Annotated in this window: 22 protein-coding genes and 1 pseudogene; 19 read left to right on the top strand and 4 right to left on the bottom strand. The window is 40.9% G+C overall.

Features of this window, described 5'->3' with window-relative positions; genetic code table 11:
- Positions 1-223 precede the first annotated feature (223 nt).
- The 7 genes and pseudogenes from AC58QC_RS14785 to AC58QC_RS14755 all read left to right on the top strand — a co-directional run bounded on the left by AC58QC_RS14785 (position 224) and on the right by AC58QC_RS14755 (position 7,486).
- Entirely contained in the window at positions 224-754 is a 531-nt protein-coding gene (locus AC58QC_RS14785) for a hypothetical protein (RefSeq protein ID WP_497415891.1), read from the top strand.
- A 614-nt stretch (positions 755-1,368) separates the two neighbouring features.
- Complete coding sequence (gene ltrA / locus AC58QC_RS14780) at positions 1,369-2,388, top strand: group II intron reverse transcriptase/maturase (protein WP_497415890.1); 1,020 nt, start codon at positions 1,369-1,371, stop codon at positions 2,386-2,388.
- Complete coding sequence (locus tag AC58QC_RS14775) at positions 2,385-2,747, top strand: group II intron maturase-specific domain-containing protein (RefSeq protein WP_497415889.1); 363 nt, start codon at positions 2,385-2,387, stop codon at positions 2,745-2,747. Before ltrA ends, AC58QC_RS14775 begins: the two co-directional genes overlap by 4 nt.
- A gap of 584 nt (positions 2,748-3,331) precedes the next feature.
- Positions 3,332-4,036 carry a glycosyltransferase family 61 protein gene (locus AC58QC_RS14770; RefSeq protein ID WP_497416155.1) on the top strand — a complete coding sequence of 235 codons (705 nt, stop codon included), beginning with the start codon at positions 3,332-3,334 and terminating at the stop codon, positions 4,034-4,036.
- Between the two features lie 24 nt (positions 4,037-4,060).
- The gene (locus tag AC58QC_RS14765; RefSeq protein WP_497415888.1) at positions 4,061-4,969 is read left to right on the top strand and encodes an NAD-dependent epimerase/dehydratase family protein; all 909 of its coding nucleotides are present in this window, start codon (positions 4,061-4,063) and stop codon (positions 4,967-4,969) included.
- A gap of 796 nt (positions 4,970-5,765) precedes the next feature.
- Positions 5,766-6,431, top strand: a pseudogene (locus AC58QC_RS14760) (glycosyltransferase family 61 protein); the annotation flags it as partial.
- Positions 6,416-7,486: an NAD-dependent epimerase/dehydratase family protein gene (locus tag AC58QC_RS14755; protein ID WP_497415887.1), complete on the top strand. Its 1,071-nt coding sequence runs from the start codon at positions 6,416-6,418 to the stop codon at positions 7,484-7,486. The pseudogene AC58QC_RS14760 and the gene AC58QC_RS14755, both read left to right, overlap by 16 nt.
- Positions 7,487-7,536: 50 nt before the next feature.
- On the opposite strand, the gene AC58QC_RS14750 is transcribed toward AC58QC_RS14755, so the two are convergent.
- The gene (locus AC58QC_RS14750) at positions 7,537-8,520 is read right to left on the bottom strand and encodes a glycosyltransferase family 2 protein (protein WP_497415886.1); all 984 of its coding nucleotides are present in this window, start codon (positions 8,518-8,520) and stop codon (positions 7,537-7,539) included.
- Positions 8,521-8,534: 14 nt separating this feature from the next.
- Entirely contained in the window at positions 8,535-9,725 is a 1,191-nt protein-coding gene (locus AC58QC_RS14745) for a glycosyltransferase family 2 protein (protein WP_497415885.1), read from the bottom strand.
- 181 nt (positions 9,726-9,906) lie between these two features.
- Between AC58QC_RS14745 and galU the strand changes: the two genes are divergently transcribed.
- The 6 genes from galU to AC58QC_RS14715 all read left to right on the top strand — a co-directional run bounded on the left by galU (position 9,907) and on the right by AC58QC_RS14715 (position 16,102).
- Entirely contained in the window at positions 9,907-10,797 is an 891-nt protein-coding gene (gene galU / locus AC58QC_RS14740) for a UTP--glucose-1-phosphate uridylyltransferase GalU (protein ID WP_497416154.1), read from the top strand.
- A gap of 5 nt (positions 10,798-10,802) precedes the next feature.
- Entirely contained in the window at positions 10,803-11,783 is a 981-nt protein-coding gene (locus AC58QC_RS14735) for a GDP-mannose 4,6-dehydratase (protein WP_497415884.1), read from the top strand.
- On the top strand, positions 11,780-13,153 hold the full coding sequence (locus AC58QC_RS14730) for a UDP-glucose dehydrogenase family protein (protein WP_497415883.1): 1,374 nt from the start codon (positions 11,780-11,782) through the stop codon (positions 13,151-13,153). Before AC58QC_RS14735 ends, AC58QC_RS14730 begins: the two co-directional genes overlap by 4 nt.
- A gap of 492 nt (positions 13,154-13,645) precedes the next feature.
- Positions 13,646-14,998 carry a collagen-like triple helix repeat-containing protein gene (locus AC58QC_RS14725; protein ID WP_497415882.1) on the top strand — a complete coding sequence of 451 codons (1,353 nt, stop codon included), beginning with the start codon at positions 13,646-13,648 and terminating at the stop codon, positions 14,996-14,998.
- 473 nt (positions 14,999-15,471) lie between these two features.
- On the top strand, positions 15,472-15,759 hold the full coding sequence (locus AC58QC_RS14720; RefSeq protein ID WP_497415881.1) for a hypothetical protein: 288 nt from the start codon (positions 15,472-15,474) through the stop codon (positions 15,757-15,759).
- 199 nt (positions 15,760-15,958) lie between these two features.
- Positions 15,959-16,102, top strand: coding sequence for a DUF6547 family protein (locus AC58QC_RS14715; RefSeq protein WP_497416153.1), 144 nt, complete (start codon positions 15,959-15,961; stop codon positions 16,100-16,102).
- A gap of 129 nt (positions 16,103-16,231) precedes the next feature.
- Here AC58QC_RS14715 and AC58QC_RS14710 read toward each other — a convergent pair whose 3' ends face one another.
- Positions 16,232-17,218, bottom strand: a complete 987-nt coding sequence (locus AC58QC_RS14710) for a rod shape-determining protein (RefSeq protein ID WP_497415880.1) — start codon at positions 17,216-17,218, stop codon at positions 16,232-16,234.
- Positions 17,219-17,659: 441 nt separating this feature from the next.
- On the opposite strand from AC58QC_RS14710, the gene AC58QC_RS14705 reads away from it, so the two are divergent.
- On the top strand, positions 17,660-18,223 hold the full coding sequence (locus tag AC58QC_RS14705) for a DUF6143 family protein (RefSeq protein WP_497415879.1): 564 nt from the start codon (positions 17,660-17,662) through the stop codon (positions 18,221-18,223).
- Entirely contained in the window at positions 18,220-18,771 is a 552-nt protein-coding gene (locus AC58QC_RS14700; protein WP_497415878.1) for a DUF6143 family protein, read from the top strand. Before AC58QC_RS14705 ends, AC58QC_RS14700 begins: the two co-directional genes overlap by 4 nt.
- Positions 18,772-19,217: 446 nt before the next feature.
- Here the strand turns inward: AC58QC_RS14700 and AC58QC_RS14695 are convergent, their stop codons facing one another.
- Complete coding sequence (locus tag AC58QC_RS14695) at positions 19,218-20,450, bottom strand: M16 family metallopeptidase (RefSeq protein ID WP_497415877.1); 1,233 nt, start codon at positions 20,448-20,450, stop codon at positions 19,218-19,220.
- A gap of 552 nt (positions 20,451-21,002) precedes the next feature.
- Here AC58QC_RS14695 and AC58QC_RS14690 point away from each other — a divergent pair.
- The 4 genes from AC58QC_RS14690 to AC58QC_RS14675 all read left to right on the top strand — a co-directional run bounded on the left by AC58QC_RS14690 (position 21,003) and on the right by AC58QC_RS14675 (position 23,486).
- Entirely contained in the window at positions 21,003-21,434 is a 432-nt protein-coding gene (locus tag AC58QC_RS14690) for a hypothetical protein (RefSeq protein WP_497415876.1), read from the top strand.
- 83 nt (positions 21,435-21,517) lie between these two features.
- Positions 21,518-22,315: an aminoglycoside phosphotransferase family protein gene (locus tag AC58QC_RS14685; RefSeq protein ID WP_497415875.1), complete on the top strand. Its 798-nt coding sequence runs from the start codon at positions 21,518-21,520 to the stop codon at positions 22,313-22,315.
- A 249-nt stretch (positions 22,316-22,564) separates the two neighbouring features.
- Entirely contained in the window at positions 22,565-22,735 is a 171-nt protein-coding gene (locus AC58QC_RS14680) for a glycine zipper domain-containing protein (protein WP_497264344.1), read from the top strand.
- A gap of 190 nt (positions 22,736-22,925) precedes the next feature.
- Entirely contained in the window at positions 22,926-23,486 is a 561-nt protein-coding gene (locus tag AC58QC_RS14675) for a hypothetical protein (protein ID WP_497415874.1), read from the top strand.
- The last annotated feature ends 846 nt before the right edge of the window (positions 23,487-24,332 follow it).

Here is a 24,332-nt window from a genome sequence, read left to right as displayed (position 1 = left end):
ATTGAATCAGGATGTAATCCCTTACAATTTTCAAGGGAAACAAACAATTAAATACTACAATCATTTTAAGTTAAAGGTAAAGTCACGAAGTTGAGGATCCCTATTATTACTGAACTAAAGGGCAGGTTAACGCAATAAATGTTGCAAAACCCCGTTGCTATTCCTAATTATGGTAATATAAGAACAGAGAAATATTTCACTTATTTCTGAGGGAGGAGTAGAGATGAGATATTCAAAACGTAGGTGGTCTTTTGTTATAGGCAGTATAATAGTTGCCTCTATTGCGTTAGCGATTTTTGCAACAAAAAATCCTGTTATCAAAATAATTGCATCATCCAACGCTTTTAATGTAACCGATACACGTAGGCTTCTCGGGTGGGCAGATAATGTATTTGTCGGGAAAGTGATAAAACAGGATGGAACTAAATCATTGGATGGCACTCCTGAAACTCAGTTTAAGGTGGAAGTTTCTGATAATATAAAAGGTAAATTTAACGGAACAGTAATCGTAAATCAACAAGGTGGATTCAAAAGATTTGAATTAATACTAATTGAAAATGACCAATTACTTCAAGAAGAACAATCATATTTATTTGTAACCAAACATTTGAAGGAAGAGAATTGGAATACCTTAGTACCTGTTTACGGCGACGTTCTAATTGACAATGAAGTAGCAAAAAAAGAACTAATTGAGAAATATACAACAGCTTATATAAATGAAATCCCATTTAATATGAACAAGTCATTAAACTAACGGATAACGATAGTTCAATCACGACATTACGGCAGCTGATATGCGTTCAGCTGCCTTTTTCATTGAAGTAACGGGCAGAGCGCGCCTAGCCAAGCTAGGTACAGCTAACTGATGCAAGTTCAGTCGGGGCAAGGACCAAGCCGCCTCATAGCTATCAGGCAGACGTTGGCGAAATCCAACGGCTGAAGCCCTGTGAAAAGTCACGAAATATCGTGATGAAGCAAATCTGCAGGCCGTGTAATGAAGTGAATCCTACCGCATCGTGAAACTGAACCCGAAAGGGACAAGAGGGAGCCGAGCCACGTCTGCCCCGGCAAAGGCCATAGAACGCGCAAAGACCTTGGAACCGCAGCGCGGAAGAACCCTCCGGTGTATGGGGAACGGCATGTAGAGAAAGTTGTATCTGGAACTAGGGAGACCCTCCCCCGCACGAAGTTTTTTTTTTCGTAAACGGTAGACCTATAAGCCCCAAAGGTGAAGTGGCGAGCTGCGGGAAGGGAGTCGGAGGGGGCCATACTACCGTGGATCTGGTGGACAACATAACCCCGGGGAGGGAAGGGCGCCGAAAGGCAATACCCCACTTCGTTCATGGGAATTTGAGGAGGTAAGAGCAAGTGAATGCCGAACATACGGCTAACGCCACCAATGAAAACGCTCGACGACTCCAAAATACCCTCTATCTTGCGGCTAAGGACAACCCTAAACGCAAGATTCATGCTCTGTACGATAAAATATTCCGGAAAGACGTCCTGCGGGAAGCATGGATGCGGGTGAAGAAGAATCGAGGCAGTGCCGGTGTAGATGGACAAACGATTGAGTCCATCGTTCAAGCATACGGAGAAAATACCTTTATCGAAGAAATCGGACAGCAGCTGGCGGACGGGACATACAAGCCATCCCTTGTGAAGCGGAGAGAGATACCTAAACCGGATGGGAAAACTCGTCCCTTAGGAATTCCGACGATCAGAGACCGAACTGTACAGATGGCAACAAAAATGGTGATCGAAGGTATCTTTGAGGCGGACTTTAAAGATTGCTCTTATGGATTTCGCCCGAAGAGGTCGGCACACCATGCCATCAAATGTATTCGGGATAGCGTCAATGGGGGAATTGTTAATTGGGTAGTCGACGTAGATATTACGGGCTATTTCGACAACATCTCACATAGCAAACTATTGAGACTGGTAGAAGAGCGTATCTGTGACAAGCGCATCCTGAAATTAATCAGGCAATGGCTTGAAGCAGGTGTAATGAAGGAAGGGATTTGGCGCAAAACGGAAATCGGAAGTCCGCAGGGCGGAGTTATATCTCCGTTACTCGCCAATAACTATCTGAACTACCTTGATACGACTTGGGAAAAGCGGTTTTCCCATCTTGGAAAACTGGTTAGGTATGCTGATGATCTAGTCATTCTATGCAGGTTCAAACCGCAGGCACTCGAATCAATTCGAATCCTTAAGTCCATCTTTGGGAAACTGGAACTAACCATGAATACTAGCAAGTCGAAGTTAGTACGTCTTTGGAAGAACGAGGACGGGTTTGACTTCCTTGGTTTTCACCATCGAAAAAGCCGTATCTTCATAAAAACGGAGTTATGTATAGACTTCGAAGTTTTCCATCAAAGAAAGCGATGAAGAAAATGCGTCTGCGAGTGAAAGAAGAAACGTCTTCAAGAGGCCGACTCCAATGGTCACTAAAATTGATGGTGGAAAAACTTAATCCGATGATTCAGGGATGGCGTAACTATTACGCTCATCTGGAAGCCGATCGGAAGAAGTCAAATGGCTTCCTAGCCAAGGTAGACTGGTACATCCTTAGGAGAATGAGGCTTTTCTGGAATAAGAAGCACAAGAGGCACAGGCTAATTTGGAGTGAGATGCATCTGCTGCTTCAGCGCTCAGGCTTGAAAACTGTAAGTACATGGAAAATCCGTACTGCCCTGGGTGAAGAACGTCGGAAAGCCGTATGCAGGAAAACCGCACGTACGGTTTGATGAGGAGGGGCTGGAATCCCCAGCCCTTTACTCTACAGCGCAGGGGATCGTATTGCCGTAACGTCAGGATTCTAATCTCTGTAACAATCTGAGTGCGATTTGAATATAATCTTAGCAACTTGAAGCGTATTAATGGGGTGGTGAGCATACGTAAAATAAAAATCACGAGGAGTAATCCAAATTGGTTTATTCGTACAACACGGAGGTATCTTACTGCCAGACATTCAAAGTTACAGCGAGTAAGAGGAAAAAATACAACATATTTCCACAATGAAACCAATCATTATTCGGAAGCGAAACGATTAGTTCCTGACATTCACGAAAACTTTCGGTCCCGTACGGTGAGGTCGCCGTACTCATTTGTTGTCGTACTGAATAATGGTCGTGTATGTAGGCGGAAAGATTTTGTTCTCACAGCAAACTATAAACTGCTGCAAGACGTTTCCTTTGCATTTTCTGGAGAGCATCTTAAACCAATAAAAAAACGGGAAGCGTACCAGACATGGAAAGCTCGCCCTTATAAATATTTCCCTGAAACTGTCGCTGTGCTTAGCTTTTGTTCCTCTAACAACTATTTCCATTGGATGTTTGACGTGTTGCCACGAATTGAATTGCTGCGCCAAAGCGGTATTGAGATTGATAAATATGTCATGAATCGTAAAAAGACTCTTCCGTTTCAAGACGAAACACTTGCTGTTCTTGGGATATCCAACAAGAAATTAATCGATAGTCGGGTTGACTTGCAAGCCAGAAAACTCGTAGTGCCTTCGTTTATATGCCGTTATATTATAAAACCTGACACCTATGTAAGACCACGCGTCATTCCCAAATGGGCATGTGATTTTCTTAGAAGAGAATTTCTGCTTACAAACGATACCGATCATTCGGAGAAAAACGAATATATCTACATTAGTCGAGAGAATGCAACATACCGCAAAGTAATAAATGAGGAAGAAATCATCAAACAATTAGATGTATTCGGAATTAAAAAAGTTACGTTGGAGTCTATGAAGGTAGCTGAGCAAGTAAAATTATTTTCTAATGCAAAAGTTATCATTGCTCCACATGGTGCGGGCCTTGCCAACTTGGTATTTTGCAAACCAGGGACGAAGGTAATCGAGCTCTTTTCTCCCAAATACATGCCCTCTTACTACTGGATGATTAGCAATCATGTTCATTTGGATTATTATTATTTAGTTAACGAAGTTGAGCAATCAAGTCTTACATCATCAGATTTTACCGTGAATATAGGTCGGTTACTAGAGTTAGTTCAATATGCAGAATTATAAATATCGTGTGAATGAGGGCGGAATATGAGAATTTTAGTTACAGGAGGAGCAGGCTTTATTGGTTCACATCTAGTTGATCGATATGTCGATATGGGCCATGAAGTCATAGTTTTGGATGATCTATCCACAGGGAGCAAAGATTACAGAAATCATAATGCTGAATATGTAATGATAAGCCTCTCTGATCCTCAGCTAGAAGAAATCTTGTGCGATAGGAAGCCTGATCTTATTAATCATCATGCAGCGCAAGCAAATGTTAGATTGTCTATAAAACAACCCTGTATGGACATCGAAACGAATGTAACGAATACCGTTCGGTTACTTCGCGCAGCCGGAAGTGCAAAAGTGAAGAAGATCATTTTTGCTTCTTCCGGTGGGGCAATATATGGGAATACGCCTCGGAAGGCCATTTCAGAGTCTTGTTACTGCAAGCCGATATCACCCTACGGAATCAATAAATTCACAGCCGAACAATATGTTCGTATGTATTCTGACATTTATGGATATCAATGGACCACTTTACGATACTCCAACGTCTATGGTCCCCGTCAAAATCCACTTGGTGAGTCAGGTATTATCTCGATTATCCTTGACCATATAAGTAGAGGGGAGAGGCCTGTTGTATTCGGAGATGGGGAGCAGGTGCGTGATTACATTCATGTAGACGATGTGGTTGAAGCCAATATGCTGTTTCTACAGTTGGACAGAATATCGAATGCTGTATTTAATGTTGGAACACAGCGTGGAACTTCATTAAATGATCTCATAAAAATCATATTGGAGGCTAATCACGGTTCAACCTCACCCCAATATGTGCCCGCGAAAGATGGAGATTTGAGATGGAATGTACTTTGTATCGAAAAGCTTAAAAAATTAGGTTGGAAACCTAAAATTACACTGGATAATGGAATTGAAAAACTTCTTACAAAATGAACAAACCACTTGACTGTTTGAAGTAGGTCAAATGGTTTGTTGTTTCTATATTCTTTGAAAAAACGTCCGTTATAGGTAGTAAATTTATTAAAAAAGATCTTATAATCATATATACTACTGGCAATAAAATCGAGGGTTGACATTCTCGCTATTGTACAAATCTCGGATAAACTTTCTTTTATTGGTTGATCTTCTTCTGGAAATATCGTATTTACGAGCTCAAATTGAAGCATGTCATCAATAGGAGAAATAGGATCTCTGTTCCCCCTCCAATTTAGTGGACAATTTTATTTTTACTTTATGTTGTTCAAAGCCTTTTGGTGAACCTTTTTAGACCAAAAGCAATGCTGTTATGCCATAGCCGTGTCCTTGATACGCCATGTTCATAATATGTAGGAAAGAGATTCAAACGAATTGATGCCTCCCTCAGATTTTTATGAATCAACACTAGATTGGATCAAACAGACGCAGAATGAAAAATTGTTATACAAGATTTATCCGGGAATTCCTATCCCCAAGGTTGAGAGAGATGAAGAATTGCAATTGCTCGTCGATAAACCTAGATTCAGCAACAGGGCAATTTGTTGCAATCATACCAAAAGGACGCGTGTTGGGGGAACGGGCTGTAATTTCACCAGATAATAAACTATTATGGGACGTTTCGGTTGAATGGGGGAAACTACCACCAGAACATTCCGTTTTTCAGGAAAATAAGCTGCCACCACTTATCACAACTGATAAAACAGTGGCTCTGCTCAATCATTCATCTGCCAATAATTACTAACATTGGTTATTAGAAGCAATAGCTCGCATTCATCTACTACAAAAGAGTCGTATCAAAATAGACAAATACATCGTTAACCACCATTCGTTGCCATTTCAGCTTAAAACACTTGCTGCATGTGGGATAACAGCAGAAAAATTGATTCAACCGCATGACCGCTTTCATCTGTCTGCACGAAAGCTAATCATTCCATCTTATGTTAATTTACCTAATGCGTGGTCCTGCAAGTATGTGAGAAATTTACTTTTACCCCATATGGCCTTTCAAATTGAAGACGGATATGAGCGGATTTACATCAGACGGAAATCCTATAGAAGAGTTGTTAATGAAGTGGAAATAGTCGGTCTATTAGAAAATTATGGTTTTAAATGCGTCGAATTGGAAACATTGCCTTTAGATAAACAAATCAGATTGTTTTATTCCGCAAAAGTCATCGTTGCTCCACACGGAGCTGGGCTCGCCAATCTCGTTTTTTGTCAGCCAAAAACAAGAGTGATTGAATTATTCACACCAAGTTTTATGGAGCCGCACTATTGGCAAATCAGTAGATTAATGGATTTAAAATACCGTATGATCGTCGGAAATAGAGAAAATCCACATCATTATTGGACGGGATTCGACGATTTTTCAATTGATCCAAAACAATTAATGGAGGTATTGTCATGTCAGTTGTTTTGATAACAGGTTCTGCAGGGCTGATTGGATCAGAAGCGTCCGAATTTTATGCGAGCTTGGGCTACCGTGTCATTGGCATTGACAACGATATGCGTCAAGACTTTTTTGGCACTGAGGGAACAACGAAATGGAACCGTAAGCGACTTGAGAATAACTTAGGAACCAACTATGTTCATTATGACATTGACATTCGGGATAGCCATGCACTTAGCAAAATCTTTTCGAGTTATAAGCAAGATATTGAACTCATCATTCATACTGCTGCTCAACCGTCCCATGATTGGGCTGCCAGAGAGCCGTTAACAGACTTTCATATTAATGCTAATGGGACGCTTAATCTGCTTGAGATGATGCGTTTGTATTGTCCGGAATCCGTATTTGTTTTCACTTCGACGAATAAAGTTTATGGCGACCGTCCAAATGATCTACCGTATTTGGAGCAAGAAAGTCGATGGGAGCTTGATTCCAAGCATCCCTTCTATAATGGAATACCTGAAACGTTCAGTGTAGACCAGTGTTTACATTCTTTGTTCGGTGCTTCAAAACTTGCAGCGGATATCATCGTACAGGAATACGGCCGTTATTTTCAGTTAAAAACTGTCTGTTTCCGCGGAGGGGTATTAAGTGGTTCCAAGCAATCCGGGGTGCAACTGCATGGTTTCATCAATTATCTGTTAAAGTGTGCCATGACGAACAGTTCTTATACCATATTCGGATACAAGGGAAAGCAAGTCCGAGATATAATTCATTCGAGCGATGTTGTCGCTGCCTTTCATACGTTCTTTCAAAATCCGAGGCGAGGAGGGGAAGTTTACAATCTTGGTGGTGGGCGTGATTCAAACATTTCCATTCTTGAAACGATCGAGTTAGTCCAACAAATTACTGGAAAAAAATTAAACTTTTGCTATAGTGACCACCCTAGGATGGGTGATCACATTTGGTATATTACCGATATGACAAAATTTCGGAATCATTATCCGAATTGGAATATTCAAATCCCCGCACCTCAAATTATGGAACAGATCTATCTTGAAAATAAAGACCGTTGGAATACTTGACTCAAAAAAATCCCGGACCACTTTGCTTGGTGGTTCGGGAGCGCAATATTTCAAAATCTAAAATTCCAAATTTTAAATAGTTTCTTTTTCCTGCCTAAACCTCTGCGCAGGAGATACTTATATACTGCTTTTGATAATCGGTTGTTTAATATCACCGCCGCATGATGCTTGCCTTTTTTATTCAGTAAACTTATTTTTCTGAAGTCTTTTTTCGTAATTACTCGGACATAATTTAGATTTTTAAACTCCTTACCCACATGGTTTTTAAAGAATGAACATCCTCTTCTTGAGCCAACAATTGTTAGGACAGGCTGTTTTTTCTTTTCGCGGAGTATCTTGTTGTAAATACTACGGGATGAAATCGTCATTAACTCCGTGATCGTGTTGTTGGTATTTTGTTTTCCTAAGGAGTCTTTACGTAGCCGGTAGTGATATAAGACCTTTGGTATTTTCTCAATGGGTGAAATATCGAACAATCGTAACCAAAGATCATAATCATAAGAAATTTTATATTTTGGATTATATCGCCCAACATCGTAGAAAGCTTTCTTCGAGAAAATGACAGAGCCATGGCACAAATAGCACATAAATAACCGATAATTATAAATTTGTTCCTTTTTCAGCATGAGATTATAATACTCAACTTCAGGATTGATTACTACCTCATTTCCTATTCGACCTAATATCAAAGAACCTACACCTATACTGCCAGGGTGTGACTGCAAATAACTTGCCTGTTCCTCTAACCGAGTTGGTTCACTGATATCATCCGCGTCATGAATCGCGATCCAATCGCCTGAAGCATGCTCAATACCCAAATTAAGTGAAGCCGCTGCTCCTTGATTAGTTTCAGCATGAATAATTTTAACTCGATGATCTAGAATTGCGTCTAGTATCTCTCGCGTTCGATCAAAAGAACCATCGTTAACGATAATAAGTTCAAATTGTGAATACGTTTGATTCAATATACTATGGATGGCTTCCTCAATATACTTCTCACCGTTATATACGGCCATAACAACAGAGATGTACATCTTGACTCCCCCTCTTATTTACTTATCAACCACTCCAAGAGTGTGAGCAGCTTGGTATATTCCTTCGAAGATCTCAGCAGATTCAATTCCGTAAGAAAAGCATTTTTCCAGTGTTCATCAAGCATAGTATCCGAAACATTCATGAGATTTTTTACGGGTATGTCGTGAATCAGCAAGGTTAGAATATTCTCAAACAAAATATGAAATGCTTGAACAAGATTGAGGTATTGTAGCGGATATTGAAGAATCATTGCTTTATATTCAACTACCAGTTCATTGACTTCAAACATGTTTTTACCGATCCAGCATAACGATTGTACACCTACATCAAATTCAGGATGCCGAGTAAAGAAATATTTATAATTGATCAAACAGTCTTTATTTTGGTTCCCGATATTACGGGGATGTTCTTGGTGGTAAACCTTAACATTTGGGTTGTCAATGATTTTTACACCATGCCTATATAAGCGATAGCCAAATTCCCAGTCCTCGCATCCCCAACCTTGAAAACCTTCGTCAAACGGTCCAACTTTGTAGAATGTGCTTCGCCTGACGGAAATATTATGGGTAATTACAAAAATATATGGCAAATGAAATCCTTCATATTGCACGCCAAAGCGGTCTATGATCGCTTTAAAGAAGGGAGCTGGGTACGCATATTTCTTATATTTTTGCTGAAGAATGCTCTTTTTGTTAAATAGTCTTTGTTTCGAGTATTTCTTGAGCATTCTCAGGTTCCTCAATCTCAGTTTTCGGAAGTTTTTTTTACGATTCATTTGCTTGAACAGCTTTAATTGTTTCATGTTAAATCTTTTATCTAAAACTGTGAAGGTGTTGTAATGTCTGGAGCAACCGGTTACTACTAAATTATGGTCGGCTTTATGGAGATTATAATGTTGTTCTACGTACCTAGGGTCCAGAATCATCTCCGCATCTAATATGATGAGGACTTCCCCGATAGCAGCTTCAACTCCGATATTCTTGGCTTTTGATCGCCCTACATTCTGTTCATTGCGAATAATTCGAAAATCATAGGGGGGATGATAGTTTCTCAGCCTTAGCGTTTTATCTGTTGAAGAATCATCCACGAGGATTACTTCCATTTTCTTAGGGTCAAACGTTTGCTTTTCCAAAGCATATAACGAATATAAATTTTGCGGATACTTATTATGCGTAATCATAATAATGCTAACTTCAATACTCATCGCGGTTCATCGTCCCTTCTTCCCCGAGGCTATTTCACTTATATGCTTATCCATTGTGACGTGACACGGCATTTGCATCAATTCTATTTAAACTATTTTCATGCGTACATTAGCTGATATCACGGCCTCATTCACCTACATACGATTATAATAGCTGAGCATCGAGAAAGGGGGAGTTTCAATCAAGATCATTCGTAAAGCCATTATTCCTGCTGCCGGACTGGGTACCCGATTTCTTCCAGCGACTAAGGCCATACCAAAAGAGATGCTGCCTATCGTCAATAAGCCTACGATTCAATATATCGTGGAAGAAGCCGTACAATCAGGAATTCACGACATTTACATCGTGATAGGAGACAGCAAACGTTCGATCCAGCATCATTTTGATAACAATAATGAGCTTGAATTAACGCTGAAAGAGCAGAATAAAATGGATCTGGTGAGTCTTGTTAAGGAAATCGGCTCGTTAGCTGATATTCATTATGTCAGACAGGAGCGGGCACTCGGACTCGGTCATGCTATTTGGGTAACTCGTAAGTTTATTGGTAATGAGCCCTTTGCGGTCCTATTAGGGGATATGGTTATTGAAAGTCAAGTGCCATGCTTACACCAGTTAATCGATGTTTATAAAGAGAAGCAATCATCGATAATCGGTGTCGAAAGGGTAGATTGGTTAGAAACAAGCAAGTACGGAATTATCCAAGGTAACCAAGTAAGCGACCGGCTAACTCTTGTTACTGATTTGATTGAAAAACCCATAGAGAATCCTCCTTCTAATATAGCCATTATAGGAAGGTATATTTTAGAACCGCAGATATTTGATTTTTTAGAGGAAATGAAGATCGGAGTAGGTGGAGAGATTCAATTAACAGATGCCATGCAGCATCTAGCACAGGAACAATTGTTATGGGCTTATGAGTACGAAGGAAAGATATATGATATTGGCGATACGCTAGGTTTTCTTCAGGCAAACGTTGAGTTAGCTTATAAAAACGACAAGGTAAAAGAGAAGTTCAAACTATTCTTGCATAAATTTGTTGAAAGCACCGAAAAAAATGATCGAAGGGAGTAGATCCTTTGAAAAAAGTCATTGTGACGGGTGCGGCTGGATTTCTTGGTTCGTGTCTGACAAAAAAGCTGCTAGCCGACGGAAACCAGGTTATCGGAATCGATAATTTGCTTACCGGTAAAATCAGCAATCTTTCAGGGTTACAAAAATGTGCAAATTTTATGTTTATCCAGATGGATATCGTTTCAGAAGCTATTTTAAATATGAAACAGTTGGTAGGGGTTGAAGAAATCTATCATCTAGCCTCACCAGCATCCCCTAAATTTTATCAATCTGCTGCTCTCGAAACAATCGCAGTCAACACTATTGGAACTAAAAATATGTTAGAACTGACTAGATCCAATGGAGCAAGAATGGTTTATACCAGTACAAGCGAAGCATATGGAGATCCAGAAATGCACCCACAGCAAGAAATATATCGGGGTAACGTCAATACATGGGGACCCAGAGCCTGTTATGATGAAGCCAAAAGACTCGGTGAAGTATACTGCTATGAGTATTATCATCAATTTAAAGTACGTGTAAAAGTTGCACGTATTTTTAATACTTATTCGGCGAATCTACGTAACGACGACGGACGAGTGATTTCGAATTTTGTGAACCAGGCCATAAGGGGGCAAGATATTACCGTCTACGGGGATGGAAGTCAAACGAGGTCTTTTTGCTTTGTAGATGATACGATACAAGGACTTATGATGATGATGGAAAAGGATTCGGCTACAGGAGAAATCATTAACCTTGGTAATCCCCAAGATTACACTGTGTTACAAGTTGCGGAGCTTGTAAAGAAGCTGGCAAATTCCAATAGCCGCATCACGTTTCATAACCTCCCGAAGGATGACCCTAAGCTACGTTGTCCGGCTATTAGTAAAGCTAAAAGTCTCCTCAATTGGGAGCCTCGAATCACATTAGAGGAAGGGCTTTTAAGGACCATTGGGATATACCATTCGCAGTGGAACGAGTCAGAAGGAGGGGAGAGGGGAGCATGAATGTGGTATGCGTAGGTTCAGGCTATGTCGGAAGTGTAACGGCTGCCGCATTTGCGATCGTAGGACATGATACGACCGTTATCGATATTGACTTGAACAAGGTAGATTGTATAAACGCAGGTCGAAGTCCCATTTTTGAACCCGGTCTTGATTCGCTTATACAGCAAAAGGTCGGTAAGTCATTGAAGGCATCCGGTTCGTATCATGACGTGAATGATGCGGACGTTGTATTTATATGTGTTGGTACGCCTTCACTTAGCGATGGTACCGCAGACTTGCGCTTTGTGGAGGCTGCTGCCCGTTCAATAGGAGAGAATTTGAACACACAACGATTCACAGTCATCGTTAACAAGTCTACGGTTCCGGTCGGTACTGCCGATCTCGTTACCATGATCATTGAAGAGGCGTCAGGATTGAAAGCAGAGGAGCAATATGCTGTCATTAGTAACCCTGAATTTTTGAGGGAAGGCTTTGCACTAGAAGACATTTTTTTTCCTGATCGCATTGTGATTGGTACAATAAATTCAAGAGCAAGAACGATCATGAGGGAGCTGTATAGACCTTTCGTTGAGCGGCTTTATAATGATGAGGACGTTATGAGCTCCTTACCATTTGAAATAGACAAGAATCGACAGAAACCCGTCTATTTTGAAACCGATGGGAAAAGTGCGGAATTAATCAAATATGCTTCAAATGCGTTTTTAGCCGTTAAAATAAGCTATATTAATGAAATCGCAAGATTATCAGAAGCACTCGGCTCAAACGTTTCAGATATTGCAAGAGGGATGGGGCTCGACTCGCGAATCGGCGAGAAGTTTCTGCAGGTTTCAAGTGGTTGGAGCGGTAGCTGTTTTCCCAAAGATACGGGGGAATTATTAGCGACCAGCCAAAAATACGGGAGGGAGCTCGCCGTCGTTAAAGCAGCAGTCGAATCCAACCATCAAATGTACCAATTTTGCGTGCAAAAGATTCAACGGAAACTAAAAATCTTAAACGGCAGGACAATCGGAATTATAGGATTAACATTTAAGCCGGATACGGATGACGTGCGTCAAACGCAAGCAATTATTATCATTAACAAACTTCTTCAGTTTGGGACAAGGATAAGAGTCCATGATCCGAAGGGGATGAGAATGTTTCAAAGTATGCATGAAGATCTGCCCATTCACTATTGTAACAATGCCGAAGATGCTGCTGATCGTGCAGACGCGCTCGTTCTATTGACGCCTTGGAATGATTATCAACGATTAGATTGGAAGCGAATATACAATTCGATGAAAACTTCTTATATTTTGGACACACGCAATTTTTTACCGGCAATCGAGTTGCGTGAAATTGGTTTTGACTATGAAGGTATAGGTATAGTATAGTGGCGCCTGTGCTCGTAGTTAAAAATAAAGTTAATAACGTATTCGATTTTGATGGGACAATGGCCGATAATTGTCGGGTGACAAGAACATTATCTCATTAATTGCCGCGTAAATCGCGGCTTTTTTATTTTATGGGATCAAGTTCTTGTCAAAACCCAATGACAAGAACGTGATCTCATTCCCGACAGAATCAGTTCAAATGCTTTATTGTTACGAACGGGCAGGATAGTTTCATAATTATTTTTACGGAAAGAGCAACCACCCTCAAAAGTATTGATAATTATATAAACAGTGAGAATATGCAGGCCTTCGGGCTTGCTTTTTTTATTTACAGGAGGGCGGTTATGTTGGTTCGTCCAATCAACATCTAATAGTAGTCATACAATAGTATATAAAAAATAGTAGAAAATGAATAAAAACAACTGTATGAGAGGAGAAACAGCTTAATATCTATTTGGAAATTAGAACACGTATAAAGGAGGAACCAATTTTATGGGAAAATTTAAAAGAGTAGAGAATGCTATTGAATCTTTAGATATCCAAGAAATCAAAGAAATTGAAATTAAATATTTTAATGGGGATAAATCCGAGTTATCTTTCGATAAAGACGAAGACGAGGATGAAAGAGAAGATGAACTCCAGGCATTTTTGGAAAGAATCGATTGGAAAAAAGTTAAGGATGTGAAAATAAAACTGTACAACGGAAATAAAATTGAAATCGAATTTCATGATGATGACGACCATCATTGTCACCATGGTAGACGCGGCCCGACAGGCCCGACAGGAGCATCAGGTGTAACGGGAGCAACAGGACCAGCGGGACCTACCGGATCCACAGGAGTTACGGGAGTTACGGGAGCTGCAGGTGCAATCGGGGCAACTGGACCAACAGGAGCAACAGGCGCTACGGGTGAAAGAGGAGCTACAGGAGCTACAGGTGCAACAGGTGCGACGGGTGAAACAGGAGCTACAGGTGCAACAGGTGCGACGGGTGCAACAGGTGCAACAGGTGCGACGGGTGAAACAGGAGCTACAGGTGCTACAGGTGCTACAGGAGCTACAGGTGCGACGGGTGCAACAGGTACAACGGGTGCAACAGGTGCGACGGGTGCAACAGGCGAAACGGGTGCAACAGGTGCAACAGGTGCGACGGGTGAAACAGGAGCTACTGGTGCAACGGGTGCAACAGGTGCAACAGGTGCGACGGGTGAAACAGGAGCTACAGGTGCAACGGGTGCAACAGGTGCAACAGGCGCAACGGGTGCAACAGGTGCAACGGGTGCAACAGGAGCAACAGGTGCAACAGGCGCAACGGGTGCAACAGGAGCAACAGGTGCAACAGGCGCAACGGGTGCAACGGGTGCAACAGGCGCAACGGGTGCAACGGGTGCAACAGGTGCAACAGGACCCTCTCCAACGCCAGCATATGGATATGTATTTAATACTGGCGCTCAAACTGTTACTGCAGGGTCAGACGTTATTTTCAGTACAAATGGACCTTTAGCTGGAGGAGTCGCACATGTAGCAGGCACAGCTGTAATTACCGTAACTACTGCAGGTGACTACCTGAATATTTATGAGGTTACAAATGGGTTGCAGTCGGGTAACAATCCAGCAGCGTATGCGGTTGTGGTCAATGGCATTGTGCAAGCCTCTACGGTATTTGGGGACCAGGCGTCTGGACCAAATGAAGCTCATACCTTAGTCGGTTCTTCAATTCTCACTATCCCAGCGGGGGCAACGCTTAGACTTCGCAATGTTGGCGCATCAGCTGATATACTTCCAACAACTATTGATGGAGCAATAATTGTTAATGCCTCGTTTCGACTTGTTAAAATAAGTTAGGGTAAAAACAAAAGCAAACATCGCCGCGTAAAAGTTTTTTTGTGAAATTAGCTTGGCGCGGCAGTAGTTGGAAGTTGCAAATTGGTCATTTAGAGATAAAGTTCTTGTCATCCGATGTCGGGTGACGAGAATATTCTCCCATTACAATCCGCTTATATTGAGGATTTTTTTATTGAGGATTTAAACTTCATAGTAGAGCGTCCTCCTGGATGATGGAATTAAAGGGCTTTTGACCCGTAGCGTACTTCCATCGTACTGAGGCGCTCGTTTTTTTACAAAGCTGAAATTTATCCATCTACAGGAATCTAACGGGGAACGATAGTTCAATCAATAAAGCATAAATGCAGCCGGCCTGATGATCGGCTGCATTTTCTCAACGTACGGGCAGATTTACTTAATACGAAAAGGGTTTTAGACTGTTTCAACGAATAACGATTATATATGCGAACAATAGACTTTGGGGGAAGATACCTATGAAGTTAATCAATTGGAAATTTGACGATGAAATTGATGCTCCAAAAGATGAATGGAATTGGGTTGAGATTACTTTAACATTTGATGATGATAGTAAGCGTTGGAGTATTTTATACACCCCCGAACGCTTAAAAAACAACCTTTCACGACCTGGTATGAACCCACCGGGGTTATTTATTCCACACATGATTATTGTTAGAAGCTACGAAACTAACGATATTGATCTTACCCTGAGATATTTGGAAAGTGAAGGGGATTTGTTAATAGCAACTAGACCATTAGAATGATTCGTTATTACACTAACGAAGAAAGTATGATCAATCAACTACAAATAATAAGCTTAGAATAGAGGAATGAAAAAACATTGGATAATAAGGAAATAGAGCTCTATAAAACGTTTATTGATGATTTAGTTGAGCTTCGTCCCGCTGTGTATTCCCGTAGGATAATGGAACCGGTTGGCCACAGACTGTAGAAAACGAAAAGATAAACAGGGTATTAGGTGAGTTATCACTAGAACAAAAGGAGGTTTTTGCTTTAATAGCGCAATCTGCTCGCGATGGTGGAATTCATGATGTACTCGTTTATTTAACGGATCAGATTAATCTAAAGGGTCTTGAAATAACATAAGTAAACAGTCTGGTTAAGCCGTTGAGCTAACGGAGAACGATAGTGGAGTGGACTTCCTTTTTTCCGAAAAAAAGAACCCGACGGCAAGATTCTCACAGGCTCTTTGTAAAAATATTATTTTGTTTGTTGTCATCTCAACACTGCAATGTTCTCTAATGCTCTTCCTGTCCCAATAGCAACACAATTCAGAGCATCCTCTGCAACAAATACAGGAGTTCGAATCTCAGCTTGTAGGTATTCAGCCAATCCCGCAAGCAATGCGCAACCTCCTGTTAAAACAACACCCCGTTCAATGATATCTCCCGATAATTCCGGAGGGCATTGCTCGAGCGTTCGTTTAACAATGTCGCTAATTTGTTTAACGATATCCGCTAAAGCCTCATGTATCTCATGAGATTTTACACCCAAAGACTTCGGCAACCCCGAAACAATATCTCTTCCCCTAATATTGAATGTGGTTTCTTCCTCTGGAACCAAGGCGCAGCCTAAGTTGATTTTTAATTTTTCAGCAGTCCGCTCGCCGATTAATAAATTGTATTTTTTCTTGATGTAACTTTCGATGATTCTGTCCATTTCATCCCCGCCGACTTTCAAGGTTTCGCTTATCACAATAGCACCCAATGAGATAATCGCAACTTCTGTAGTCCCGCCTCCAATATCTACAATCATACTACCCACAGGTTCTGATACCGGGAGATTAGCTCCAATCGCCGCCGCAAAAGGCTCCTCAATAATATAGACTTCTTTCGCCCCCGCTTGTTTTGCTGCATTCTTGTACGCTCTGATTTGAACAGAGGTAACGCATGTGGGTGCACAGACAACGACTCTGGGTTTACTAGAAAAATACCGACTTTTTTTAGATTTATCAATAAAGTATTTCATCATCTTAACCGTGGTCTCGTAATCAGCAATTACTCCATCTTTCAGAGGTCTAGATGCAGATATATTCCCGGGAGTTCGTCCGACCATCGCTTTGGCTTCTTCACCTACGGCAACAATGCTTCCATTATCATTGATTGCAATGACGGACGGCTCGTTTAAAATGATTCCTTCTCCCTTCAGATACACCAAAATGTTCGCAGTCCCTAAATCAATCCCCAAATCACGTTGGAACATAAAATGTACCCCCTTCTTGAGTATTTTCATTCATGGTTATATTGTCCAATTTTTACATAAAAAAACCAGTGGAAAAATCCACAGGTATTATTCACAACAATTTACTTTCCCACTTTCATATTGTTCTTTCAAGGAATACATATAAGATTCATCCTCTATCATCGACATTTTGTCCGGATGATGTCGTAATCAGGGAATCCGAAGATTGGTTGCTATGGCTTTCTTCGCACCCATTATTATTTTCTCATTCGAATTTACACTGAAGGATCTGGTTACCTCATATTACGAACGGGCAGGATAGCTCAATTGTACGGTATTGTTAAAGGATAATGATAATACACGACAAAACGGAACAATAGACGTGAATGTTTTTGGAATATCGAAAATAAAATGTTGGTAAAGCCTGCTGATTGGAGAATGCTGGCATGAAGGAGGGATCCTGTGTTCGGCTTGATCAAAAAAAGGCGCAAACCTGTTGAAGTGGTGGATGTGACGAGTCGTACGTTGAATTCATTTCGGGGCAAATATTTTTTCGGTCAGACCGACGCGCTCATAATGGAGGGTCAGCAGCAGAACGCTTGGGGTGGACTGTTCAATCCCGCAGAATCAGGAGTCATCCTGTTCTTAGACATTTTTACCATCACCAATTTTTCAAGCCAATTCTTTAATGTGGAAATATGGGTTAACCCCAAACTTTCTGGAAAAGGCAATACGTCCTCTCTTGTTCATCCCGCAAATCTCACGTTAAATCCACCCACCCAGCCTAGAGCAAAGCTGCAATATGCTAGCCGAATTAATGAAATTCCTATAGGGGGAGTAAATGTGAGTAACCGAATCGTTCCCCCGAATTCAACGTTTTTGAGCGATTCTAACAAAGGCGGAATCATATTGCCACCCGGTGGGTCCTTTGCTATTTTCTTGAAATCTCCAGGCCCATTTATATATGAGTCTAGAATCGTATTCAGATGGTGGGAGGAAAAAAATGCGGTTGGAGGTCAGCAATGAGCTATCAACACAGAAAAAGAGCAGAGCAGCCTGTAGAGGTCATCAATATGACCGAATCAGTTTATCAAACCCGGCTTGGAAATTATTTTCTCGGACAGACGGGGTTGTTAACTTTTGGAGAACGTAATCACGCTTGGGGAGGATTATTTAATCCGAGTGATTCTGGTATCCATTTATTATGTGATGTATTTACGGTTACGAATTATTCACCCAATCCATTTACTGTTGAATTTTGGTTGAAAAACAACTCCCTGGGAAAAGGAATAGTCTCTCGGAATTTTGCCTCCGTCAATCAGGCGATTTGTCCCGTTCCGATACCTAAGGTGGAGCTGCGGGATGCGGATCGGCTGAGCGAATCTCCTAAGGATGGTCTATTTTCATTTGTACAAATAGCGGAGCCTAAGTCAACCGTTACACACGATTTACAAGGCATGATTATCCTGCCTCCAGGAAGCTCTATCATTGCTTTTTTACGCTCACAGGAGCGGGGGACTGTTCCGGCGCGAGTAGGCTTCGGCTGGTGGGAGGATCCTGCTCCATTGACCTAAATTATAGTCGAGGCTCTTTTTAAGAATCACACGGATTGTGGGTGGAAGGCACTGCGAAACCGTAGTTGTCCTAAAAAATACTGTTGTACGTCAGCATCTCGTTGAGCTAACGGAGAACGATAGTTGAAGGAGTATGCCGCGATGCAGCTCCTTTTTTTATTGAAGTAACGGGCAGATTAGTTCAAACAAAAAGGGTATTGTTAGAGGGAGTTTAATAGTTAAATGATAAAGAAGAAATGGAAATTCAATGATTCGGAGAACACAGCAGTATTATCAATAAGAGAAGTTGTATTTAATAAAAATCCAATATTAGTTGTTCAGTTGTTATTCCATATTGAAAAACGATTAAGACGGGAGCGATAGTTCAATAACAAGTCTTAAACCCACCAACAAATGGTGGGTTTAAGCTTTGTTATTGAAAAATCACACCGAATTTTAACAGGGTTTTAAGAAAGTTGCTCGATGGCGCTCCATGTCTTCGGCACCACAGATGCCACATAGACGTTCCCAGCCAAGGCATATTTCTGCGCCACCCGCAGTACCTCATCTGCGGTCACCGCCTCTACTTTGGCTACGAAAGCATCAACATCAAACTCCAGTCCATACAGTGTGCTATAACTCAGAGAATCATTTTGAGTGAGCACATCATCCATACCGATTACCAGCTGTCCGGTCAAACAGGCAATGGCGCGGCGGAGCTCCGCAGCACTGACGAGACTTGTCTCCAGATCCGCCAGGTGCTTAAACAGAATTTTTCTTGCCCCGTTTACGTACGTTGCCGACAGTCCCATGTATCCCAAAAGGTAGCCGTGGTCATGAAAAGACTCGTAATCCACATCGACCGCATACGCGAGTCCCTTTTCTTCACGAATCTCATCATACAAACGAGAAGACGCATTTCCATGCGCTCCTAAAATCGTGGCAATAACTTCAAGCGCCGGCTCATCGCCGCTCCCGTAACCTGCTACCGGAATTGCCCATGAAATATGCGCCTGTTTGACGCTGCGTTTGACAACCGCCTCTTTTTGCTGCAGATCATATTCACGCCTCTCCTGCTCGGCACGATCCTTCGGCTGATGAACTTTTAGGCGTTCCAAATAGGAGAGCACCGCAAATTCATCAAAATTGCCCGTCGCTACAAAGATCACAGCGCCTGTGTGATAGTGCGCATTATAAAACTGAAGGAGATGTGAGCGCTGGATCTTCCGCACGCTTTTCTTAGTACCCAGAAGCGAGCTTCGCTTCAACAGACCTTCGAGCACCTCGCCGGAAACCGAAGACGGTTGATCGGCATACATATGAATTTCTTCGATGATGACCTGCTTTTCTTTTTCGATTTCTTCTTCCGGGAGCGCCGGCTGCCAAAAAAAGTCCGATAGAAGGTCCAGCGCCTCCATGCCGTACTTGCTTTGCACCTGGATGTAGTACTTGGTTTCATCCTCCGAGGTATAGGCATTGGGAAGCGTGCCGAGGTCCGCGGCGTCCTGGTTAATCTTTTTTGCCGTTTTCGTGGCGCTGCCTTTAAAGAGCATATGTTCGAGAAAATGAGCAGTCCCGGCAGGGAAGCCTACTTCCATGTTGCATCCTGCTTTAATCGCGTAGGCAAAGACCGCACTGCGCGAAGACGAATCTGGCTTCAGCACGACTTGTAAATGATTTTTTAATGTCATGATCTCCATGCGCAGATCCCCCTTTACTTTTTGCATTATGAATTTTCCGGAGGGAACCTTCGTATCTGGCTTCCGTGCTAATATATATCTATATTACACTATTTTGGTTCATACCTGTAGGAGCGTTGGTATGTTCGAGTCGAATGAGGAAATCAGGATCATGCACTCTTCAATATAGAAGTTACAAACGCTGAGGATAAGGAACTTCTCGAAATATTAGAGTCTGTATTAATAAAATATACCTTGAAACAGGACAATTAATTGAGGATATTACTAAGTGTTATAAAGGAAGGATTCATGAATTCCAAACTGATTATGAGCGTTTTTGGGTTATTTAAAGATATGATGAAGTTATCAGGAGAGTGCTTGTCCGTTATAGGGCATTTGTAAATGATGTATTAGAGCAACCAACGGATTGCTTTATTATCCTTAAGGATACGAGAACTCCATGAAACCAGGCTGCAGCGCAGCCTATTAAGCTAAAGGGCAGTTTAGCGCAACTTTGTTTACAACTTCTCGTAGAATAAATATGAGGTAAAAAGTGGATAGGGAGGATGAATTATGAAATTTACATTACGCCATCTCCTATTTATCGTTTCTATAATGGGCTTACTAACATTCATCACTGGCTGTAAAGATAGCAACGACACAAAAGAGTTTTCTGAAATCGGAAATGGTTTAGCCAAGAATCTCAATCAACTAAGGGACGAACCAGGTGTCACTCTTACAGGCTTTGCAAGCAATCCTGATGAAAAATTATTCAGTATAGGGATTCGCATTGACCATGACAAAATAACAACTGAAAAATTGAAGCTAGCTTTCGATTTTTATCTCAAGAATGCCGCCTCGTATACTCACGAAACAGACCCAATGAAAATGCTACAACCCTACAATTTACGCATTGATGAGATTGTCACCGATAAGGAAATCCATCCCATTTTAGCTGAAAAACAAGCTGGTTCTAACGAAATTAAATGGAATGAAATAAAGTAGTGCAAAAGGGTAAGTTTATTACGCTAACGGATAACAATTTAAAAAAGAGGTTTATCACATTATATAGAAATGGTTGGTGACTCATGGGACTGGGAGAACGGATTGGCAGAGGCAATACTGCGGATATTTATGTATTAGGCTCTGATCAAGTCCTTAAAGTATTCCATGACCCCGAATTGCTATGCCTAGAGCAAGGGATCAGCAATATTATTGAAGAGTTAGCAGTAGGCGCTCCGACATTTTATGGTACTGTGGAAATTGACGGATTTACTGGGCTTGCTTATGAGAGAATTAAGGGGCCTTCTATGTTGGAGATTTTGCTAGGAAAGCCGGAACAAGCTGCAGAATGCGGTCGTCAGCTAGCTCAGATACAAGTCAAGTTACAAAGCGTCAAGACTAACGAACGTTTGCAATCTATTAAAAGTCGACTGGCTGATACAATTAATCGCATTCGTCACGTCGGATTTGAGCCATTTCGAGAGGCTGTCGTAAATCGTTTGGCCGATCTACCTGAAGGGAATCATCTTTGCCACGGTGATTATCACCCTGGCAATGTACTCTTAAGTCAGCAGGGACCTGTTGTAATCGACTGGATGACTGCAGTATATGGACCCGCACAAGCCGATGCAGCAAGGACGATCATGATACTTCAGCATGCGGTCTTGCCAATAGAGCTTCCAGAAGTCGTCAGCCAAACGTTTGCTCATACTCGAACCATATTGCTGAAAAGTTACGAAGACGCATATCTTGAACAAACCGGTTTCAATAGGGAAGAGCTCACGAAGTGGGAGATTCCATTGATGGCAGCACGCCTAGGTGAGAGCATTCCGGAAGAGGAGCAACGCAAGCTACTAGTTCTAATACAGCGGAATCTAATATAAGCTTACAATTTGTTGAAAAGTTAATAACTGGATATGCTTTTTGAAAATTAAGGGAGTAGATTGCTGCGGGCCGGCATTAACTCCCTATTCGTTTAAGTAACGGGCAGAATATCGTAGCGAAACATTAAGTAGTTGGCAACGTATAGAGTTATACCTACATCTTTTGGAAAGTCGTTGTATGAGGCGAAACTGTCACAGCAGCAGTAAAGCATTTGGAATGAAATTAAGAAGCGGAGTGATTATTTGAAAATGAAAGATGTCGGAAATGGTGCTTTCATAGGCGTTGGAATTGCTTTAGGTGTCGCTTTAGGTGTCGCATTTGGAGCAGTATTCGGTAATGTAGGTCTTGGAATTGTATTTGGAATTGTAGTCGGATTAGCAATCGCTATGTTTAGAAATAACAAAAATAAAGATCAATAATTAAGGTATACTATTCACCTAATTACTAGAAAAAATCATTACTTCACAAACGGATACGATAGTTGAGGGGCTTGCTTCGCGGCAGCCCCTCTTTTGTTTATTAAAGTAACGGGCAGGATTGTGTAATCATTTTAACGAATATCATTTGTTAAATATAAACATGGATTTTGTTTTAAGGAGAGGGTTGAACTTGAAATTTGAGTATGAACTGTCTGGATTAGGATGGGCTGATGGATATATTGAAATAGACCAGAATATTTGTTACTTTACAACAAGCTACATGACAAATGCATTAGATGATTTTTTATCAGCACTTACACATGTTATTACAGCTTGCGTACCTAATGATGAGTTGAAGTCGCAAACCATTTTTGAATGGTATGCAGAGCCTTCAGGTACAATGCGGATAATACGGATGGTAGACGATGCTAATTTACATATTAAGATTGTTTCGTATAAGGACATTCACCTTAAGTTAGAACCAGAGACGGAATTAGATTGCACATGCCGTACGATTGACTTAGTTGAGATAGTTGTGAGAAGCATGGACTTACTAATTAAAACACACGGTATTGTTGGTTTTAGGGAATGTTGGTATAGACATGATTTTCCTCTATCCCATTTTTTGAAATTAAAGAACTTTTATATCACTCATACAAATTTCAACGTAACTAGGTATGAGGATAAAGGTTGTGAACTTCTTAAAACGGACATAAACAAGGACATTGAATTGTTGTTTCGTGATTTATAAGCATAATAGTCAGGAGTGGTTTTGTCTTATATACTGATGTATATTTTATGGCCAAACTGCACTTTGTGTTTAGATACATTACGGTGAACCGTAGCATAAATGGAAGTCAGGTCGTTAAGCTAACGGATAACGATAGTTCAAGAGTAGAATGGAAGCAGCACCTTATTAAATTCGTAGAAGTAATACTTGGAACGGAGAGATGAAATAAGTGGATATTGCCTTAGCTTTATTATCCTTTTTCTTTATGTTGTTTTTCCTAAGTACAATTCGAGCAATTCTAAACAAAGATAAAAGTGACGTTCTCATATTCACGACTTCGGTTTTTTTTGCAGCCATTCTCTTTATTAGTGTAGTTGTTTTTGCTCAGTAAGTGCGTTCAGTTTTACTAACGGGTAACGATAGTTCAATACAAAACGGCTGCCTCGTGGCAGCCGTCATTGAGCTAGCGGGCAGATTTGTTTTTTGATAATGGACTAAAACAAGGAATATTTCGAAAGAGAAAAAATGTGATTATCTTTAGTATTGTAGGCACAATTGCTCTCATTTCCTTATTAATTTATTTGATATTACTTAGTTTTTTTATTGCGAAGAAAATATTTATTAGCCTTAGGAAACAGCGCAAGATGAGAGTAAGAGGGTTCATACAACTTATTCTCTTTATAGTTGTTTCTCTTTTGGCAGTAATAATGGTGTATTTATTATTTTTTTATATTTTATTAATAATTAGATTACAATTTGCACTTAGAATTAAAAGTGGACGTCTCTTAGTGTAGAAGTAATAATAATCTTAACTATTATCTAAGAGGTGTCTGTCCATGAGCGAATCAAGACAACGATATAATGAAA

Source organism: Paenibacillus sp. J22P51 (assembly GCF_059692215.1).
Note: the sequence above shows the minus strand (reverse complement) of the source record. Positions and strands in the feature narration are given on the sequence as shown.

Bases quoted from the DNA above. Each gene is read 5' to 3' on its own strand.
- AC58QC_RS14785 (WP_497415891.1), top strand. From the start codon at position 224: ATGAGATATTCAAAACGTAGGTGGTCTTTTGTTATAGGCAGTATAATA.
- AC58QC_RS14775 (WP_497415889.1), top strand. From the start codon at position 2,385: ATGAAGAAAATGCGTCTGCGAGTGAAAGAAGAAACGTCTTCAAGAGGC.
- AC58QC_RS14770 (WP_497416155.1), top strand. From the start codon at position 3,332: ATGTTTGACGTGTTGCCACGAATTGAATTGCTGCGCCAAAGCGGTATT.
- AC58QC_RS14765 (WP_497415888.1), top strand. From the start codon at position 4,061: ATGAGAATTTTAGTTACAGGAGGAGCAGGCTTTATTGGTTCACATCTA.
- AC58QC_RS14755 (WP_497415887.1), top strand. From the start codon at position 6,416: ATGTCAGTTGTTTTGATAACAGGTTCTGCAGGGCTGATTGGATCAGAA.
- AC58QC_RS14750 (WP_497415886.1), bottom strand. From the start codon at position 8,520: ATGTACATCTCTGTTGTTATGGCCGTATATAACGGTGAGAAGTATATT.
- AC58QC_RS14745 (WP_497415885.1), bottom strand. From the start codon at position 9,725: ATGAGTATTGAAGTTAGCATTATTATGATTACGCATAATAAGTATCCG.
- AC58QC_RS14730 (WP_497415883.1), top strand. From the start codon at position 11,780: ATGAATGTGGTATGCGTAGGTTCAGGCTATGTCGGAAGTGTAACGGCT.
- AC58QC_RS14725 (WP_497415882.1), top strand. From the start codon at position 13,646: ATGGGAAAATTTAAAAGAGTAGAGAATGCTATTGAATCTTTAGATATC.
- AC58QC_RS14720 (WP_497415881.1), top strand. From the start codon at position 15,472: ATGAAGTTAATCAATTGGAAATTTGACGATGAAATTGATGCTCCAAAA.
- AC58QC_RS14710 (WP_497415880.1), bottom strand. From the start codon at position 17,218: ATGTTCCAACGTGATTTGGGGATTGATTTAGGGACTGCGAACATTTTG.
- AC58QC_RS14700 (WP_497415878.1), top strand. From the start codon at position 18,220: ATGAGCTATCAACACAGAAAAAGAGCAGAGCAGCCTGTAGAGGTCATC.
- AC58QC_RS14695 (WP_497415877.1), bottom strand. From the start codon at position 20,450: ATGGAGATCATGACATTAAAAAATCATTTACAAGTCGTGCTGAAGCCA.
- AC58QC_RS14690 (WP_497415876.1), top strand. From the start codon at position 21,003: ATGAAATTTACATTACGCCATCTCCTATTTATCGTTTCTATAATGGGC.
- AC58QC_RS14685 (WP_497415875.1), top strand. From the start codon at position 21,518: ATGGGACTGGGAGAACGGATTGGCAGAGGCAATACTGCGGATATTTAT.
- AC58QC_RS14680 (WP_497264344.1), top strand. From the start codon at position 22,565: ATGAAAGATGTCGGAAATGGTGCTTTCATAGGCGTTGGAATTGCTTTA.